Origin of the sequence: Candidatus Palauibacter polyketidifaciens (genome assembly GCF_947581785.1) — a bacterium.
GTDB lineage: Bacteria > Gemmatimonadota > Gemmatimonadetes > Palauibacterales > Palauibacteraceae > Palauibacter > Palauibacter polyketidifaciens.
Genome location: NZ_CANPVO010000015.1, coordinates 266,324 through 282,776, shown reverse-complemented (window position 1 = coordinate 282,776; position 16,453 = coordinate 266,324). Strand labels below are relative to the sequence as shown.

Annotated in this window: 17 protein-coding genes; all 17 read left to right on the top strand. The window is 68.4% G+C overall.

Going from position 1 to position 16,453, the window contains the following annotated elements:
- The first annotated feature begins 5 nt into the window (after positions 1 to 5).
- The 17 genes from RN729_RS04795 (at position 6) to RN729_RS04715 (ending at position 16,450) form a co-directional block, all read left to right on the top strand.
- Positions 6 to 1,553 (top strand): ATPase, T2SS/T4P/T4SS family, encoded by a 1,548-nt coding sequence (locus RN729_RS04795; RefSeq protein ID WP_310782537.1) that lies wholly within the window; start codon positions 6 to 8, stop codon positions 1,551 to 1,553.
- Positions 1,554 to 1,563: 10 nt separating this feature from the next.
- On the top strand, positions 1,564 to 2,652 hold the full coding sequence (locus tag RN729_RS04790; RefSeq protein WP_310782536.1) for a type IV pilus twitching motility protein PilT: 1,089 nt from the start codon (positions 1,564 to 1,566) through the stop codon (positions 2,650 to 2,652).
- 105 nt (positions 2,653 to 2,757) lie between these two features.
- Positions 2,758 to 3,855: a type II secretion system F family protein gene (locus RN729_RS04785; RefSeq protein ID WP_310782535.1), complete on the top strand. Its 1,098-nt coding sequence runs from the start codon at positions 2,758 to 2,760 to the stop codon at positions 3,853 to 3,855.
- A gap of 73 nt (positions 3,856 to 3,928) precedes the next feature.
- The gene (locus RN729_RS04780; RefSeq protein ID WP_310782534.1) at positions 3,929 to 4,390 is read left to right on the top strand and encodes a hypothetical protein; all 462 of its coding nucleotides are present in this window, start codon (positions 3,929 to 3,931) and stop codon (positions 4,388 to 4,390) included.
- 109 nt (positions 4,391 to 4,499) lie between these two features.
- Positions 4,500 to 4,925 (top strand): prepilin-type N-terminal cleavage/methylation domain-containing protein, encoded by a 426-nt coding sequence (locus RN729_RS04775; protein ID WP_310782533.1) that lies wholly within the window; start codon positions 4,500 to 4,502, stop codon positions 4,923 to 4,925.
- 96 nt (positions 4,926 to 5,021) lie between these two features.
- Positions 5,022 to 5,489, top strand: coding sequence for a GspH/FimT family pseudopilin (locus tag RN729_RS04770; RefSeq protein ID WP_310782532.1), 468 nt, complete (start codon positions 5,022 to 5,024; stop codon positions 5,487 to 5,489).
- Positions 5,486 to 5,854, top strand: a complete 369-nt coding sequence (locus RN729_RS04765) for a prepilin-type N-terminal cleavage/methylation domain-containing protein (protein ID WP_310782531.1) — start codon at positions 5,486 to 5,488, stop codon at positions 5,852 to 5,854. Before RN729_RS04770 ends, RN729_RS04765 begins: the two co-directional genes overlap by 4 nt.
- Positions 5,851 to 6,699 (top strand): hypothetical protein, encoded by an 849-nt coding sequence (locus RN729_RS04760; RefSeq protein WP_310782530.1) that lies wholly within the window; start codon positions 5,851 to 5,853, stop codon positions 6,697 to 6,699. Before RN729_RS04765 ends, RN729_RS04760 begins: the two co-directional genes overlap by 4 nt.
- Before the next feature lie 3 nt (positions 6,700 to 6,702).
- A complete protein-coding gene (pilM, locus tag RN729_RS04755; RefSeq protein ID WP_310782529.1) occupies positions 6,703 to 7,662 on the top strand; it encodes a type IV pilus assembly protein PilM in 960 nt (319 codons plus the stop codon).
- A 22-nt stretch (positions 7,663 to 7,684) separates the two neighbouring features.
- Positions 7,685 to 8,305 (top strand): PilN domain-containing protein, encoded by a 621-nt coding sequence (locus RN729_RS04750; protein WP_310782528.1) that lies wholly within the window; start codon positions 7,685 to 7,687, stop codon positions 8,303 to 8,305.
- Positions 8,302 to 8,892, top strand: coding sequence for a type 4a pilus biogenesis protein PilO (pilO, locus tag RN729_RS04745; protein ID WP_310782527.1), 591 nt, complete (start codon positions 8,302 to 8,304; stop codon positions 8,890 to 8,892). The genes RN729_RS04750 and pilO overlap by 4 nt, the downstream gene beginning before the upstream one ends.
- Positions 8,889 to 9,296, top strand: a complete 408-nt coding sequence (locus RN729_RS04740) for a hypothetical protein (RefSeq protein WP_310782526.1) — start codon at positions 8,889 to 8,891, stop codon at positions 9,294 to 9,296. The genes pilO and RN729_RS04740 overlap by 4 nt, the downstream gene beginning before the upstream one ends.
- Positions 9,293 to 11,071: a secretin N-terminal domain-containing protein gene (locus RN729_RS04735; RefSeq protein ID WP_310782525.1), complete on the top strand. Its 1,779-nt coding sequence runs from the start codon at positions 9,293 to 9,295 to the stop codon at positions 11,069 to 11,071. The genes RN729_RS04740 and RN729_RS04735 overlap by 4 nt, the downstream gene beginning before the upstream one ends.
- Before the next feature lie 83 nt (positions 11,072 to 11,154).
- On the top strand, positions 11,155 to 12,342 hold the full coding sequence (gene aroC, locus RN729_RS04730) for a chorismate synthase (RefSeq protein WP_310782524.1): 1,188 nt from the start codon (positions 11,155 to 11,157) through the stop codon (positions 12,340 to 12,342).
- Between the two features lie 10 nt (positions 12,343 to 12,352).
- Positions 12,353 to 12,919, top strand: coding sequence for a shikimate kinase (locus tag RN729_RS04725; protein ID WP_310782523.1), 567 nt, complete (start codon positions 12,353 to 12,355; stop codon positions 12,917 to 12,919).
- Between the two features lie 10 nt (positions 12,920 to 12,929).
- Positions 12,930 to 15,485 (top strand): type I DNA topoisomerase, encoded by a 2,556-nt coding sequence (gene topA, locus RN729_RS04720; RefSeq protein ID WP_310782522.1) that lies wholly within the window; start codon positions 12,930 to 12,932, stop codon positions 15,483 to 15,485.
- A complete protein-coding gene (locus RN729_RS04715) occupies positions 15,482 to 16,450 on the top strand; it encodes a tyrosine recombinase XerC (protein ID WP_310782521.1) in 969 nt (322 codons plus the stop codon). Before topA ends, RN729_RS04715 begins: the two co-directional genes overlap by 4 nt.
- Positions 16,451 to 16,453 lie beyond the last annotated feature (3 nt).

Sequence of the window (16,453 nt, the reverse complement as noted above, 5' to 3'; positions counted from 1 at the left end):
CGCCCATGCCTGCCACGGACACGCCAGCCACGGACACTCCGGCCTCGAGGCGGAAGCGGCTCGCGTCGGATCCCAGCGTCCTTCGCCTCATCCCGGCGGACTTCGCGAGCCGGCATCTCGTGCTCCCGTTGCGGCGCGCCGGTCGGACGCTCTCCGTGGCAATGGCGGACCCGTCCGACGCGGCGCTCATCGACGACCTGGAGTTCCTCACCCAGTTCGAGATCGAAGCTGTAAGAGCGGGGGAACACACGCTGCGCCAAAGGATCGACCGGAGCTACGAAGCCGCCACGACGCGGGGCGGCGGGCGCGCGGAAGGGGTGGCCCAGGCATCGCCGGCCCAGGCATCGCCGGCCCAGGCATCGCCGGTCCAGGCAGATTCGGCCGAAGCCGGTGAGGAACCGGCCGTCAGGCTCATCAACAACATCCTCGTCGATGCGGTCCATCGCGGTGCTTCGGACATTCACTTCGAGCCGTACGAAAGTGAGCTTCGCGTTCGCTATCGCGTGGACGGGAGACTGCGCGAAATCATGCGCCCGCCCTTCCGGATGGCGGCGGCCCTGACGTCTCGCCTCAAGATCCTGGCGGACCTGAACATCGCGGAGCGCCGGATACCCCAGGACGGCCGGATCCGCCTGCCGGTCGCCGACCGGGGCATCGACTTCCGGGTCTCGACGCTTCCCACGCTGTTCGGTGAGAAGGTCGTCCTTCGAATCCTCGACAGGGAGCGGCAGGCCTTCGACCTCGAATCCTTCGGGATGGAGGCGCGGGCGGAGCGAGCGCTGCTCGCGGCGATCGCGCAAACCTCGGGCATGGTTCTGGTCACAGGTCCCACCGGGTCCGGGAAAACCACGACGCTCTACAGCGCGCTCGCGAGACTCAACACGCCCGAGGCGAACATCATGACCGCCGAGGATCCGGTCGAGTACAGCATCGAGGGAATCAACCAGGTCCAGGTTCGTCCGAAGATCGGCCTTACCTTCGCCACGACGCTTCGAGCCTTCCTGCGACAGGACCCGAACATCCTCATGGTGGGCGAGATCCGTGACCGCGAGACGGGCGGCATCGCCGTGAAGGCCGCGCTCACCGGCCATCTCGTGCTCTCCACCCTCCATACCACCGACGCCGCTTCGACCGCGACGCGACTCGTGGACATGGGGATCGAAGCGTTCAACGTGGCCGTCGCCGTGAAGGTCATCACCGCCCAGCGGCTCGTCGGCCGGATCTGTCCCGACTGTCGGGTCGATACGAGCTACGCACCCGAGATCCTGAATTCGGTCGGACTGGACACGGGCAGGCGGGGCAAGGGCGCCTTCTACCGCGGCGCGGGCTGCGATTCGTGCGGCGGGTCGGGGTATTCGGGTCGTCAGGGCCTGTATGAGGTCCTTCCGATGTCTCCCGCGATCCGCCGGCTGGTTCTGGCGGGCGCATCCTCGGAGGAGATCGAGCGCTGCGCCGTCGACGAAGGAATGATCACCCTGCGACAGGACGGGTTCACCAAGGTGAGAACGGGGATTGCAACACTCGAAGACGTGCTCAGAGAGACGCCGGCGTAGGCGGGGCCGCATGGACGCACGTCTGGTTGAACTGCTGAGCGAGATGGTCGAACGGGGTGCGTCCGATCTGCACCTGACGGCGGGCGAATGCCCGAAGCTCCGGATCGACGGCGACCTCACGGACAGTCGTGCGGACGGCGTGCTGTACCCGGAGGATACCGCGGCTCTCGGCCGTTCGATGCTCTCGAAGGACCAGCGCGCGCGTGTCGCGGGCGAGCCCGACTTCGATTTCGGCTTCGCGATTCCCGGCCTCTCCCGCTTTCGTGCGAACCTGTTCCGGCAGCGAGGAAGCGTGGCGTGCGCCATCCGCCGCGTGCCGGTGGAGATCCCAAGCCTGCGTGAACTGGGCGTTCCATCGGTCGTCGGCCGGCTGGCGGACAAGCCGCGCGGACTCGTGCTGGTCACGGGCCCCACCGGCTCGGGCAAATCGACGACGCTGGCGGCGATGGTGGACCGCATCAACACGGCCCGCGCCGGCCACATCGTGACGATCGAGGATCCGATCGAATTCGTGCATCCACACAAACGCTGCATCGTGAACCAGCGCGAGATCGGGCAGGACACGCCCGACTTCGCCAACGCCCTCCGTTACGCGCTGCGGCAGGACCCCGACGTCATCCTCATTGGCGAATTGCGGGATCCCGAGACGATCCAGGCCGCGCTCACCGTCGCGGAGACCGGGCACCTTGCGCTCGGCACGCTGCACACGCGTTCGGCGGCGGCGTCGATCCACCGGATCATCGATGCGTTCCCGTCACACCGGCAGGAGCAGGTGCGCGCCCAGTTTGCCCACGTCTTCGAGGGCGTCATCACCCAGACGCTGCTTCGCCGGGCGCAGGGCGGCGGCCGCGTCGTGGCCTGCGAGATTCTCGTCGCGACGCCCGCGGTTCGGGCATTGATCCGGGAGGCGAAGGTCCATCAGATCCATTCCGCGATGCAGGCCGCGCGCAGGTTCGGCATGCGGACCCTCAACGACGCGCTCCACCGGCTCTATGTCCGACGGCAGGTGCACTTCGACGAATGCCTCCGGATCACCTCCGATGCCGCCGAATTCCGTCGGATGGCGAGCACGTCCGCGCCGGACAGATCCGCACGGTGACGGAGTCGACGTGAGGGGGGCAGCAGGGACCGGCCGCCGGCGATGGCGTGGGGTGGATGATGTGGGGGCTGGCGGTCGGTCCGCCCCTCTCCCGGTCGAGAGCCCGTGACGTCCGTCCTGGCGGACATGGGCCGGCGCGTGCGGCGGCGCATCTTCGCGCCGCCGGCACGGGTGAAGACGCGTGATCTCGTACTCTTCACGCGGCAGTTCTCGGTGATGACCAGCGCAGGGTTGCCACTCACCCGGACGCTCGAAACCCTCGCGCTCCAGGCGGAGAACCCCGCGCTTCGGCAGGTGGCCCGCGACACGCTTCGCGATATCGAGGCCGGGAACACCCTGGCCGGCGCGCTCGGCAGACACCCCCGCGTCTTCTCACAGCTCTACGTGAACATGGTCCATGCCGGAGAGTCGGGGAGCAGGCTGGATGGGCTTCTCGACCGCCTCGCCACCTTCCTCGAGAAGAGCGAGGAGGTCCGCCGCAAGGTGAAGGGCGCCATGCTCTATCCCGCCGTCGTGCTCGCGGTGGCCATGGCCGTCGTTGCGACGCTCCTCCTCTTTGTGATCCCGACGTTCGAGACCGTGTTCGCGAGCTTCGATGCGACGCTCCCCCTTCCGACCCGCGTGGTCATCCGTCTCTCGGGGATTGTCCAGAACTGGTGGTGGGTGCTGCTGGCCGTGGCGGTCGGCGCGGCCCTGATGCTGCGCCGCTGGATCGTCACGGACGCGGGTCGGCGGCACTTCGACCGAATGCTGCTGCAACTGCCGGTTCTCGGTTCGCTGATCCGGAAGGCCGCGGTGTCCCGCGTCACACGGACCCTGGGAACGCTGCTCTCGTCGGGCGTTCCGATTCTGGAGGGACTCGAGATCACGGCGCGCACGGCGGGGAACCGCGTGATCCAGGAAGCGATACAGGCGAGTCGGGACGCGATCCGGCGGGGTGACTCCATTGCCCGGCCACTGCGCGAAACCCGGGCCTTCCCACCCATGGTGGCCCGAATGATTCACGTCGGAGAAGAGACAGGAGATCTCGATGGGATGCTGGCCCGGATCGCCGACTTCTACGACGACGAAGTCGATGCCGGCGCGGAGAATCTGCTGAGGATATTGGAGCCCATTCTCATCGTGATCCTCGGAGGTCTCGTCGGTGGGATGATCATCGCCATGTACCTCCCCATCTTCGAACTCATCAACGCGATCCAGTGACGTCGCCGCTGACATCGCGGGATGCACCCCCCTCGCGGCTTGCGGGGTTTCACCTCGTTCCTCTTCTTGCCGCATGCCCGCGAGCACAAACGACGAAGATTCGATCCAGGGCGGGACGGCGCCCTGCGTAAGGGACCTCCTCGGTCAGTCGGTCGATGCGGCCTTCGAACGGTACGGACGCCCGGAGACGGATCGGCGCGCCGGGGAGGACCGGTGGCTGCGTTTCGAGGCTCCGAACTGGACGTTGCGTCTGCGAGCCAGGCCGAGCGGGGTCGGCGGTCCGGAACTCGTCCGGTCGTGGACCGCCGCCTTCGCGGAGGGGTTCGACACCGTGCCGGAGGCGTTGCGCGCGCTGGGGTTGCCGCCTGCCGAGCCATCGGCCGGGACGGAGGACACCCGCCTGCCGCTCCGCGATGGCGCCGGGCGGGTGCATTCGCTGACGCTGTCGGTGCGGCGTGGCCGAATACGTGCGGCCACGGGCTTCGATGAACCGCCGGATTGGGACGTTGATACCCCGTTGCCGGACGACCTCTAATTATGGGGTAACCGTCCGCGGTCGCCGGCGCGCAGCCGGCACCGCGGCCCGTGCAGCCCCACCGGAGGTGCTGCCGAAGATCCAACCCCGGGCGGAAGTGAGGAGAGGGATGAGGAGAACGACGAAGGGTGGTACGGAGGGGTTCACACTGATCGAACTGCTGATCGTGGTCGTCATCATCGGCATTCTCGCGGCCATCGCGATTCCGCAGTTCACAAGTACGAAGGAGAAGGCGTTCGACGCCGCCGCGCAGAGCGACCTTCGCAACATGATGACGGCGGAGGAAGCGTACTTCTTCAACCACCAGGCGTATGCCGCCGTCAGCGTGGCCGCCGGCGGAGACGCGGACCTGGATGGCGACGGGACACCGGATTTTCAGGCCAGCACGAACATCACGGTGGCGGTGACCGCCTATACGGACGGCTACCAGATCACGGCGAAACACGCATCCTCGCCGAACACGTGGTGCGTCAATTCGTCGTCCGCGAACGCCTCGGGAGCCGTCGGACAGATCATCGAGGCCACCAGTTGCTAGTGTCGCTTCGCGCGACACCGGTTGATGCGCCGTTGATACGGGGCGCGATCCTTACGGAAAGAGTTGCCAACGCTCGTTCACGAAAGGGAGCACCCCGTGCAGCAAGACGGATCAGGTAGATCGCGTGGATCCCCCACAGGGCGGAGTGGGTTCAGTCTGGTGGAGGTCGCGGTCGCGCTGGCGGTTACAGGCCTGGCCGCGGCCTTCATCATCTCTCGCAACCCCCTCGACCGTTTCAGCCTGACGCGAGCCGCCAGGGTAGCGGAGTCGCAACTCGCACTGGCACGTCTCCACGCCATGGCGACCCATGCGCCGACCGCGGTGACGCTTGCGGGAACCCGGCTCGAGGTATCGCGGCAAGGGGGTTCACTGCTGTCTCGCGTCGACCTCGGGAGGCACACTCTAGGCCGGCTCGACTCGGTGCGGCTGCAGCCCTCCACCCTCCGCTTCAACGCGCGAGGACACGGATCCCCCGGCAGCGTCTACCTGTATCGCGGCGACCGGGGCATTCGGCTGGTGTCGAACTTCGTGGGCCGGGTTCGCCCGGTACCTTTTGAACATTGAAAACCGCCGGCTTCAGCCTGGTCGAGGTCCTGATGGCCATCGTCGTGACGTCCGTCGGGGTCCTCGGAGCGGCGGGCGTGGTACTCGGGATCCGTTCGCAGGCGCTCCGGGCGGCGTGGGACACGGAGCACGCGCTCGCAGGTCGAAACGCCGTGGAGTCGCTTGTCCGGGCCGGATATCCTGCCGCGGCCTCCCACACGGGCGGTGTCGATATCGGCGGACGTCGATTCGGCGTGTCGCGGACCGTGACCGCACGGTCGTTGCGGCTCAAGCACGCCCGCGTGACGGTGTCGCTGCCGCCGGCCCCGGAGGCGGAACTCGAGATCGTTCTCTCGCGGCCCCGCCCGCTGCCCGCGGCGCCGTGAGCGTTCCGCGCCGTCTCGCGCCCGCCGGAGTCTGCGGCGAGGAAGGGTTCACGCTCGCCGAAATGCTCGTCGCGCTGGCAGGCGCCGGTTTGCTCATCGGCTTGGCCATAGGCCTGCTGGTGAGTCAGAGCCGCTTCCACCTGCGTAACGAGGATGCCATCCAGGCCTCGCAGATTGCACGCGCGCTGTCCGACGGGATGGGAGCGGAGATCCGCGGTGCCGGGCCGGGCGACCTGCTCCTTGCGACGCCCGACACCGTGTCCGTCCGCGTGGACGTCTTGAAGGCGGTCGTCTGCGACACGGCGAGCGGCGGCTCCATCGATCTCTTCGCCTACGATTCCACCGCCGCGAATATCCCGTCCAGGTGGCGCGGCACGGCGCTCTCCGGGCCATACTCGGCGGCCTGGGTCTACGCGGACGGATTCACGCCCGCTTCCAGTGTCTCGACGGCAGCGGAGACCGCTTGCCGGGCGGCCGGAGCGGATCGCGCGAATCGCGTGTCGACCCGGTGGTTTCGCCGCACGAGCGGCTGGAGCGGAGGCTTCGCGGTGATGCCCGAGCCCGGCTCGCTCGCCCGCGTCTATGGGCGGCTCACCTACACGATCCACGCATCGGATTCCGAATCCGGAAGGGTGTCCATCCGGCGCAACGGCCAGGAGTTCGTGTCCCCACTCGAGTCCGGCGCCGCGTTCGAGTTCCGGTTGTCGAGCGGTGCCATGCAGGCCCGCGTAGCGTCCGGCGACCTCTCCCGCGTGCGCGAAGTCCGGCTGATCGGTGCGGCGGTCGGCCGAAACGGACGTGCGGCGGGTCGGCAGATCGTCTACGCGATGTCGCTCCGGAACTGAGCCATGAGGGGATTCGGATTGCGGCGCCGGAAGACGACCGTCGGAGTCGATATTGGCAGCGGCTTCAGCAAGGCCGCGGTGATCGACCATGGTGAGAGCGGGCCACGCCTGACAGGGATCGCGACCGCCCCGAACGAGCCGGACACCGTGCGCGGTGGGACGATCAGGGATCCGGAGCGCGTCGCCGACACGCTCTCCGCGCTGTTCAAGCGGGAGCGAATCAAGCCACGCAACGTGACCATCGGCATCGGTGGGCGCGATGTCCTGAGCAAGGTGATCGAAATCGATCGGATGGATGAAGCGGAGGCCCGCGCCGTAATGCCGTGGGAAGCGGAGCAGCACGTCCCCTTCGACATGAAGAACGCCGAACTGGACTTCGCGATCATCGATCCGAACGGAGAGGGCACGACGATGACCGTGCTGCTGGCGGCGGCGAAGCGCGACGTCATCGAGGCACGGGTCGCGGTCCTGCGGCGGGCGGACCTGAACCCGACGATCGTCGATGTGGAGGTCCTGGCTCTGCGCAACGCGTTCGAGGCGAACTATCCGGCCGCGATGAGGGAGGTGACCGTGCTGGCCGACATCGGCGTCCATTCGACCGCCATTCACCTGCTCCGGAACGGACTTCCCCTGGTGACCCGCGAACTGGCCGCCGGCGCCCCGGCCGCGGACGAACTGGAAGAGTGCGCCCGCCGGATCGCGCGCGGCATCGACCGGACGGGAGCGCTCGTCGAGACGGGACCGGGGATCGCAGGCGTATACCTGTGCGGGGGAGGGGCCACGGCGTCCGGACTGGTCGAGATTCTCGGGGACGCGACCGGCGTGGAAACGCGCCTCGCGAGTGCGTTCCAACGCATCGAGGTCGCGCCTGATGTCGGGGACCGAACGGACCTGGGCTCGGTGGCGCCGATGCTCATGCTCTCCGTCGGGCTGGCTCTTCGGCCGCCGGCTCGGGGCGGCTGAACGTGGAGACGCGAGTGCGATCATGATCGAGATCAATCTTTTTCCCGAGTCTCTGCGCGCTCGGCAAGGGATCGCGACCAACCGGCACGCCGAAGGCGGTTTCCCCATCGACGTTTGGGGTATCGCACTGCTGATTTCGGCACTGACCATCCCGCCGGGCACCGTCGCGCTATGGTGGTCGCAGCGGGCCGAAGCCCTCGAACTCCGGGCGCGTCTTGAAGCGGTCATGGCGGACTCGGCGAGGCTCGCCGAACTCCGTGCCGCAAGCGACAGTCTATCGGAGCGGTCCCGCGAGATCCGGGAGCGCGTCGCGCTGGTGGAACAACTGGACCGCGACCGGTTCGCGTGGCCGCACATGATGGATGAAATCAGCCGCGCACTCCCGCCGCCGGCGTGGCTGATTTCCATGCGACAACTGTCGCCGCCGCCCGACCTCGCTGTCGAGCTCCAGGGGGTCGCGGGCAATCCGCTCGCGATCACGGAATTCGTCCGCAGTCTGGGAGCCTCGGACTACATCGCCGATGTGAAGATCGTCGGCAGCCAGCAGCAGGGATCCGATCCCGATCAGCTCTCCCGGCAGGCCTTCACCCTCGTTCTTCGGTTCGCTCCTGCGTCCGCCTTTCGGCGGGTCGAACCCACGTGACCGTGCCGCCGAGGGATTCCCGCTGGCAGTACCGCGTGCTCGGACTCGCACTCCTGCTCGGCTGCGGGACAGCCTTCCATCTGTACTTCGCGAACCCGCGCAGGGAGGAGCTGGCCGAGCTGGCGGCGCGGGTCGAGCACGCGGAGCGGGCCAACGCCCTCGCCGAGCTGCCCGCAGGCGACCTGGACGCGATACGTGAGAGTCTCGAGCTCGGTGAACGGCAACTCGCCGTGCTGAAACGACTCGTTCCGCGAGAGGGTGAAGTCGAAGCTATCTACGAAGCCATCGCGGCCGAAACGCAGTCCCTCGGTCTCGAACTCGTCCACGCTCTCCCCGCCGATCCCGTGGCCGACTCCACCGGCTACTTCGTGCGGCAACAATGGGCGCTCCAAGTGGAGGGGGCGTACCACGACGTCGGGATGCTCCTGACGCGAATCGCCGGCTTTGCCCGAATCGTCCGGCCCGAGGTCGAAGAGATCGCACCCTCCCGGATCACCAACTCGGGGCGGCAACTCGTTCACGCGCGCTTCCGCCTCGAGAGCTTCGTGCTTCCGCCGGAGGACCGCGCTTCGCCGGAGGAAGGATGATTCGCTTGATTTTCGCCGTCGCGCTCGCCGCGGCGTTCAAGGCCGGGCCACTGGAGGTCGCGGCGCAGACACGGCCGCCGCCGATCTACGAGCGGGAGGTCTTCACCTACCCTGCCTTCGACCGACGCGACCCGTTCCAGCCGCTTCACCTCGATACACTGGCGGGGCCCCGTTTCGGAGACCTGACGCTGGCCGGCGTGCTGTACAACCCACAACTGGGAAGCGTAGCGATTCTGACCGATCGATCGACGGGCCGGCGGTATCGAGCCCGGGAACGCGACACCATCGGCGCGGCCCGCGTCGTGCGCATTCGGATGGAGGAGGTGGATTTCGTGATCACGACCTTCGGGGTCAGTCGTCAGGAGACGTTGCGGGCAAGGCGCGAACGGGGGACAGGCGGATGATCTCCCGGGCCATTCTCGCGTTCGCCGCAGCGGTCGCGACGGCGTCCCCAACCGAGATGCGGGAAGTGAGGATCGCGTCCGAGGGGACGGAGACCGAGATCACGGTGGTCGTCGGCGGACGGTTCACGCCCCGCCACATGATACTCGCCAATCCCCCGCGGCTGCTTCTGGACATTGACGGCGTGACCCGGGGACTCGCGCGCCGCCACTACGACCGGATCGACCGCGGCGGAGTTCTCGGCATGCGTTCCACCCAGTTCCAGCCCGAGACGGTGCGGCTCGTATTCGACCTCGAGCGGGAAACCGCCTACCACGTAACCGCGGACTCCGGTGCGGTTCGCGTGACCTTCCTGAATCCCGGGCCGCCTTTCCCTCCTTGGTCGACTGCCGACGCCATCGCGACAGCCGAGGCCCCGGGAACGCCGGATACTCTCCGGCCGCCCCAACTCCCCGAGCAGGTCCTGCCGCGGATCTCCGTCGTGTACGACAGCGCCAGCATGCTCGACGTCCTCGCCGGTTTCTCGGAGTTCGCGGACATTTCGGTTGTTCCGAACGGAGAGGTCGCGTCCGTCGTCGTGCGAGGCATCGACATCCGAGACCAGCCGTGGGATGTGGCGCTGAACGCGATCCTGTCGGCGCAGAACCTCGGCTGGCACAGGACCGAGAGCGGGATCATCGTCGTCGACTGGCTGGAGAACCTCCAGGCGCGGGATCAACTGCTCAGCGAAACGCGCGTGATCCGGGTCAACTATGCTCGGGCGGATTCGGTTGCGGAGACGCTCCGGCATCTGGCCACGCCCGACCGCGGCCAGGTGGTGTCGTTCTCCGGCAGCAACACCGTCATCGTGACCGATGCACCATCCGTCGTCGCGCGGATGGACACGATCATCGCGGCGCTGGACCGGCGTCTCCCCCAGGTCGCGATCGAGGCGAAGATCGTGTTCGTCGATCGGACGGACGTACAGCAACTGGGGATCGTGTACGACCTCAAGAAGCGCGACGGCGGTTTCGTGGAGCAGGGCATCAACGATCTCATCGCGGCGCCCGACGCCGATTCGCCGCCCCAACTCGTCGACGTAGACGGAGATGGTACGGTCGATCAGGGGTTCGTCAGGCGGACGAACGAGACGCTCGTGAGCCTGGGAGGTACGGCGGTCGCGGCGCTGGCGAACGCGAACGATCGCCCAATCGGCCCAGCGCTCCAGATCCTGACCGCCGTGGCGTTCGGTGAGTTCTCGCTCTTCTCGTTCCTTGAAGCGCTCGAGTCCCACCAGTTGTCGGACGTGCAGGCGGCGCCCTCCATCCGGGTCGTGGACCACGCGCATGCACGGATACAGGTGGGCGAACGCACCCCGATCCGGGTCCTGGAACCGGGAGCCCAGACCGAGTCCGCGCGCGTCAACGTCGACTTCCAGGACACGGGGATCATTCTGGATGTCGTCCCGCACGTGACGAACAACAACCAGATCAGGCTGGAGCTGATGGCGGAGCGGTCCGGCCTGAAGCTCGGTCTGTCGGATGTCGGTTTCGTGTTCGAGAAACAGATCGGAGAGACGACCCTCCTGCTCGAGGATGGGGAGACGGCCGTCATCGGAGGACTCACGCTGAGCGAAGTAAGTCGGAGTCGGAGCGGCATTCCCGGCCTCATGAGCCTTCCGCTGCTCGGGGCCCTGTTCAGCAGCACGAAGGAGAATGAAGTGAAGCAGGACCTCATCATCCTCGTCACTCCCCACATCATTCGGCCTCTCCCTGGAGGGTCCTGGAGGGTGCCGTAGTTGCGGCTCCAGCCTCGGCGCATCCTTTTCCCGCCGTTGGAACGGCCGTTCGATGAGGAGAGAATCCACGCGATGCTGACAGAATGTTGAGATGTCTGAGGCTGACCACGGCAGGTGAAACCCACGGCCCCGCCGTGGTTGCCGTGCTGGAGGGGATCCCCGCCGGATTGGCGCTCGAGCCCGACGATGTCGCGCGGGAACTCGCGCGCCGGCAGGGCGGGCACGGGCGCGGGGGCCGCATGAAGATCGAGAAGGATGAGGGCGAGATCTTCGGCGGCGTGCGTCTCGGGGAGACGCTGGGGTCTCCGGTCGCGGTCCGGATTCCCAACCGCGATTTCAGAAACTGGGGCGTGGCGATGGCGGTCGAGGCGCCGGAGGTGGACGACGACGAACTCCTGCGCCGGGCGTACCTGCCGCGGCCGGGACACGCCGACCTCGCGGGGATGCTCAAGTACGGGCGGAAGGACGCGCGCGACATCCTCGAGCGGGCGAGCGCGCGGGAGACCGCCGCCCGCGTCGCCGCCGGGGCCGTCGCCAAGCGGCTGCTCGGCGAGTTCGGCGTGCGCGTCGAGAGTCATGTGGTGTCGATCGGTCCGGTGGAGATGCCGCCGGAGCTGGCGCTGCCGGACGACCTTCTCTCCGTGGCCGACGCCTCGCCCGTGCGCTGCATCGACCCGGATGCGACCGCCGCGATGATCGACGCGATCGATGCCGCCCGCCGCGCCGGCGACTCGCTGGGAGGCGTGTTCGAGGTCGTGGCTCGCGGCGTGCCGGTGGGCCTCGGGAGTCACGTCACGTGGGAGACCCGCCTGGGCGGCCGGATCGGCGGCGCGATGATGTCGATCCACGCGATGAAGGGCGTCGAGATCGGGATGGGGTTCGAAGCCGCGCGACTCCGCGGGTCCGATGTCCACGACGAGATCGAACGGGATGCGGCGCGTCGCGAGAGCGGAGGCTACGGGCGGCGGCGGAACAACGCGGGAGGCCTGGAAGGCGGGATGACGACGGGGGGCGACATCGTCGCTCGCGTGGCGATGAAGCCGCTCAGTTCGCTGCGCCGCCCGCTGGACAGCGTGGACACCCGGACCGGAGAACCGGCCAAGGCGTTCCTCGAGCGCAGCGATGTGTGCTCGGTCCCGGCCGCCGGGGTCGTTGGGGAGGCGATGATGGCGCTGGTGCTGGCGGACGCCTGGATCGAGAAGTTCGGCGGCGACAGCCTCGCGGAGATGCGGTCCAACGTTGAGAGCTATCTCGCCTTGATCGGGACGTGACGTGTCGAGCGTGCCCCGAAGGATCTGGCTCGTCGGCCTGTCCGGGGCGGGAAAGAGCACGATAGGTCGCCTTCTCGCGCGGCGGTTGCGGTATCGCTATGTGGATCTCGACCGCGAAGTCGAGGAGCTGGCGGGGGCGACGATTCCTCGCCTGTTTCGCGACGGCGGGGAAGCGGGGTTCCGACGGCTCGAGGCCCGGGCCGCGTCCCGGGCGGCGCGGGAAACGGATGTCGTCGTGGCGACCGGAGGCGGGTGGATGGCGCGGCGGGACATCGACCGCACGTCCGGCGGCCGCGTGCGCGTCTGGTTGCGCGTTCGCCCCGAGACCGCGATCCATCGCCTCTCCCGGGAGGGTGCCGAGGCCCGGCCGCTGCTGGCCGGACCCGACCCCGCGGTCGCGCTCGCCACGCTGCTCGCGGCGCGGGAGGCCGCCTACGCGGAGGCCGAAGTGGTGTTGGAAACGGATGGACGAAAACCGGAAGAAGTCGTGGAGGCCGCGCTGAGGAATCTGCGGCGTTTCGCCCCCCGCCCGTCGGCGGACGGGGAAGGATCGACGGAAGGACAACAGGAGAGTTGAGAGACCGCCCGTGAATCTCGTCATCGTGGAGTCGCCCGCGAAGGCCCGCACCCTGGAGTCGTATCTCGGGGCCGGCTTCAGCGTGCAGGCATCCGTCGGGCACGTCCGGGACCTCCCCAGGAGCGGCCTCGGCGTTGACGTCGAAAAGGGGTTCGAGCCGGAGTACGTCACGATCGAGGGCAAGGAACCCGTGCTCCGCAAGCTGCGCGCGGCGGCGGCGAAGGCGGATTCCATCCTTCTCGCCACGGACCCCGACCGGGAGGGCGAGGCGATCGCCTATCACATCGTCGAGGCTCTGACCGCGCGCAAGCGGTCGCTTCGGGAGCGGTTCCACCGCATCACGTTCAACGAGATCACGAAGAGCGCCGTGCTCGAGGCGCTAAAGGAGCCGGGAGAGATCGACCTGCCCCGCATCGAGGCCCAGCAGGCGCGCAGGATTCTGGATCGTCTCGTCGGGTACCGGGTCTCGCCGCTCCTGTGGAAGAAGATCAAGCCGGGACTCTCGGCCGGCCGCGTGCAGTCGGTCGCCGTCCGCCTGCTCGTGGAGCGCGAACGGGAACGTCGCGCCTTCCGGAGCGGCGCCTGGTGGCGTCTGCGCGCCCACCTCGCCGCCGACGGGGGCGCCTTCACGGCCGACCTCGCCGCCCTCGACGGGGTGGCGATCGCGACGGGCCGGGACTTCGACGAGCGCACCGGCACCCTCAAGGCCGGCCGCAAGGTCGTCCTGCTGGACCAGGAACGCGCCGAGGCGCTGCGCGCGCGGTTGACCGACGCGACCTTCACGGTCGTCAGCCTGCAGGAGAAGCGGTCGAAGCGAAGCCCTTATCCTCCGTTCACGACGGCGACCCTCCAGCAGGAGGCCAACCGCAAGCTGAACCTCGGAGCCCGCGAAACGATGCGCATCGCGCAGGCGCTCTACGAGGCCGGCCGCATCACGTACATGAGGACCGATTCCGTCACGCTCTCCGAAGCCGCCATCGCGGCGATCCGGAGCCGCGTGGCGGCCCGATACGGGGAGGAATACCTGAGCCCCTCCCCGCGGCGCTACAAGACGAAGTCCCGCTCGGCGCAGGAGGCCCACGAGGCGATTCGCCCGGCCGGCACCGACATGAGGACCGCGGATGAACTCGGACTCACCGGCCGGCAGAAGGCGCTCTACGAGCTGATCTGGCGACGCGCCGTCGCGACGCAGATGGCCGATGCCCGGCTGCGGCACCTGACGGTACGGGTGGATGCGGAGGAGGCGCGCTTCCGGGCCGCGGGGAAGGTGATCGAGTTCCCCGGCTTCTTCCGCGCCTACGTCGAGGGCTCCGACGATCCGGACGCGGCGCTGGAGAACCAGGAGACGGTCCTCCCCGACATGCGGGAGGGCCAGACGCTCGAGAACCGCAAGCTGGAGAGCCGGAAGCACGAGACGAAGCCGCCTCCCCGCTTCACGGACGCGGCGCTCGTGAAGGAGCTGGAGGCGGATGGCATCGGGCGTCCTTCCACGTACGCCGCCATCATCTCGACCGTCGTCGATCGCGGGTACGCGGTACGGCAGAACAAACAACTCGTCCCCACCTTCATCGCCTTCGCGGTGACGGGTCTCCTGGAGGATCACTTCCCGAACCTCGTCGACACCGGGTTCACCTCCGAGATGGAGGAGGCGCTGGACGAGATCGCCCGGGGCAATGTGGACTGGCGCGCCTACCTCGGGGAGTTCTACAGCGGCGGAGACGGTCTCGAAGCGCGGCTTGTCGAGCGCGAAGCGGCCATCGACCCCCGCGAGGCCTCGACCGTGCGACTCCAGGACCTCACGCCCCGCGTGCGGATCGGCCGCTACGGGCCCTTCCTCGAGCTCGAGAAGAACGGCGACCGGCTCACCGCGTCCCTCCCCGACGACGTGGCTCCGGCCGACCTCAGCGAGGAGCAGGCGATCGACCTCCTCCGGAAGCGGGCGGAAGGTCCGGATCGTCTCGGGGAAGACCCCGATTCCGGGGAGGCCATCTACCTCATGGAGGGGCGCTTCGGCCCCTACGTGCAGCGAGGCGAGCGGGTGGACGGGGAGAAGCCGAAACGCGCGTCCCTCCCGAAGAACCTTCGGGCCGAAGATGTGTCGCTGGCGACGGCGCTCAAGCTGCTTGCCATGCCGGCCCCGCTCGGCCCGCACCCGGAGAGCGGCGACCCGGTAAAGGTGGGAATCGGGCGCTACGGCCCGTACGTCGTCCACCAGCGGGACTATCGCTCGCTGACGGAGAACGACGATCCGCTCGAGATGACCTTCGAGCGTGCCATGGAGCTGCTCTCCGCGCCCAAGACGCGGGGCCGCCGGGCGAGCGCCACGCCGCTGCGGGAAGTCGGTGCGCACCCGGAGGACGGCGAGTCGATCGCGATCTACAAGGGTCGCTACGGTCCCTACGTGAAGCACGGCAAGACGAACGCTTCGCTGCCGAAGGGGACGGAACCCGACGAGCTCACGATGGATGTGGCGCTGGACCTGCTGAAGAAGCGGAAGGAGCGCGACGCGACCAGGAAGCCGGGGGGGCGGCGCGGCAGCCCCCGCGGGAAGTCGTCGAGAAAATGACCCGAACGTCCGCGCCCGCCGATGCGCGAGCGCGAGCCCGGCGCGCATGGGTCGACGATTTCCTTCGCTACGCCCGTGCGGAGCGTCGGCTGTCCCCTCGCACGGTGTCCGCCTACCGCCGCGATCTCGATCAGTTCGAGACCTTCATGAACGAGCACCGGGGGCGGGACGACTGGGGTTGGGCGGATGTGGATCGCGTGGACATCCGATCCTTCATGGGGGCTCTCGAGCTGGGCGGCCGGACGCGCCGCCCAAGGCGCCCGCTGAAACGTTCCTCGATCGCCCGCAAGCTCGCCGCTGTGCGCGCCTTCTTCGCCTTCCTCCAGCGCACGGACCGCGTGGAGTCCAGCCCGGCGCTGCTGATCCGCACACCGCGGAAGGACCGGACGCTGCCCTCCTTTCTGAGCGAGGAGGACGCCCGCGAACTGCTCGACTCCGCCGGCGAGGCGGCGCGGCGGGACGGATCCGCGGTGGCGCTCCGGCGCTGGGCCCTCCTCGAGTTGCTGTACTCGTGCGGCCTGCGGCTGGCGGAGGTGCACGGTCTCGATGTGACCGCCGTGGATCGCGGCACCGGGCAGGTTCGCGCTCTCGGCAAGGGCGGGAAGGAGCGCGTCGTCCCTCTCGGCCGGTGCGCCTCGGAGGCGCTCGGCGCCTATCTCGGGAAGCGGGGGGAGGGCGACTCCCGCGCCGCGTTCCTCTCCGTTCGCGGCACCCGCCTCTCGCGGCGGCAGATCCAGCGTGACGTGACGGCCCAACTCGCGCGGGTCGCGGACGGCGAGCGGCTGACCACTCATTCGCTGCGTCACTCCTTCGCGACCCACCTTCTCGACCGGGGGGCGGACCTCGTCTCGGTGAAGGAGATGCTGGGGCACGCGAGCCTGAGTACGACCCGGATCTACACGCACACATCCGTGGACCGCCTCAAGCGCGTACACTCCCGAGCCCATCCGCGCGGAGGAGAATGAAGA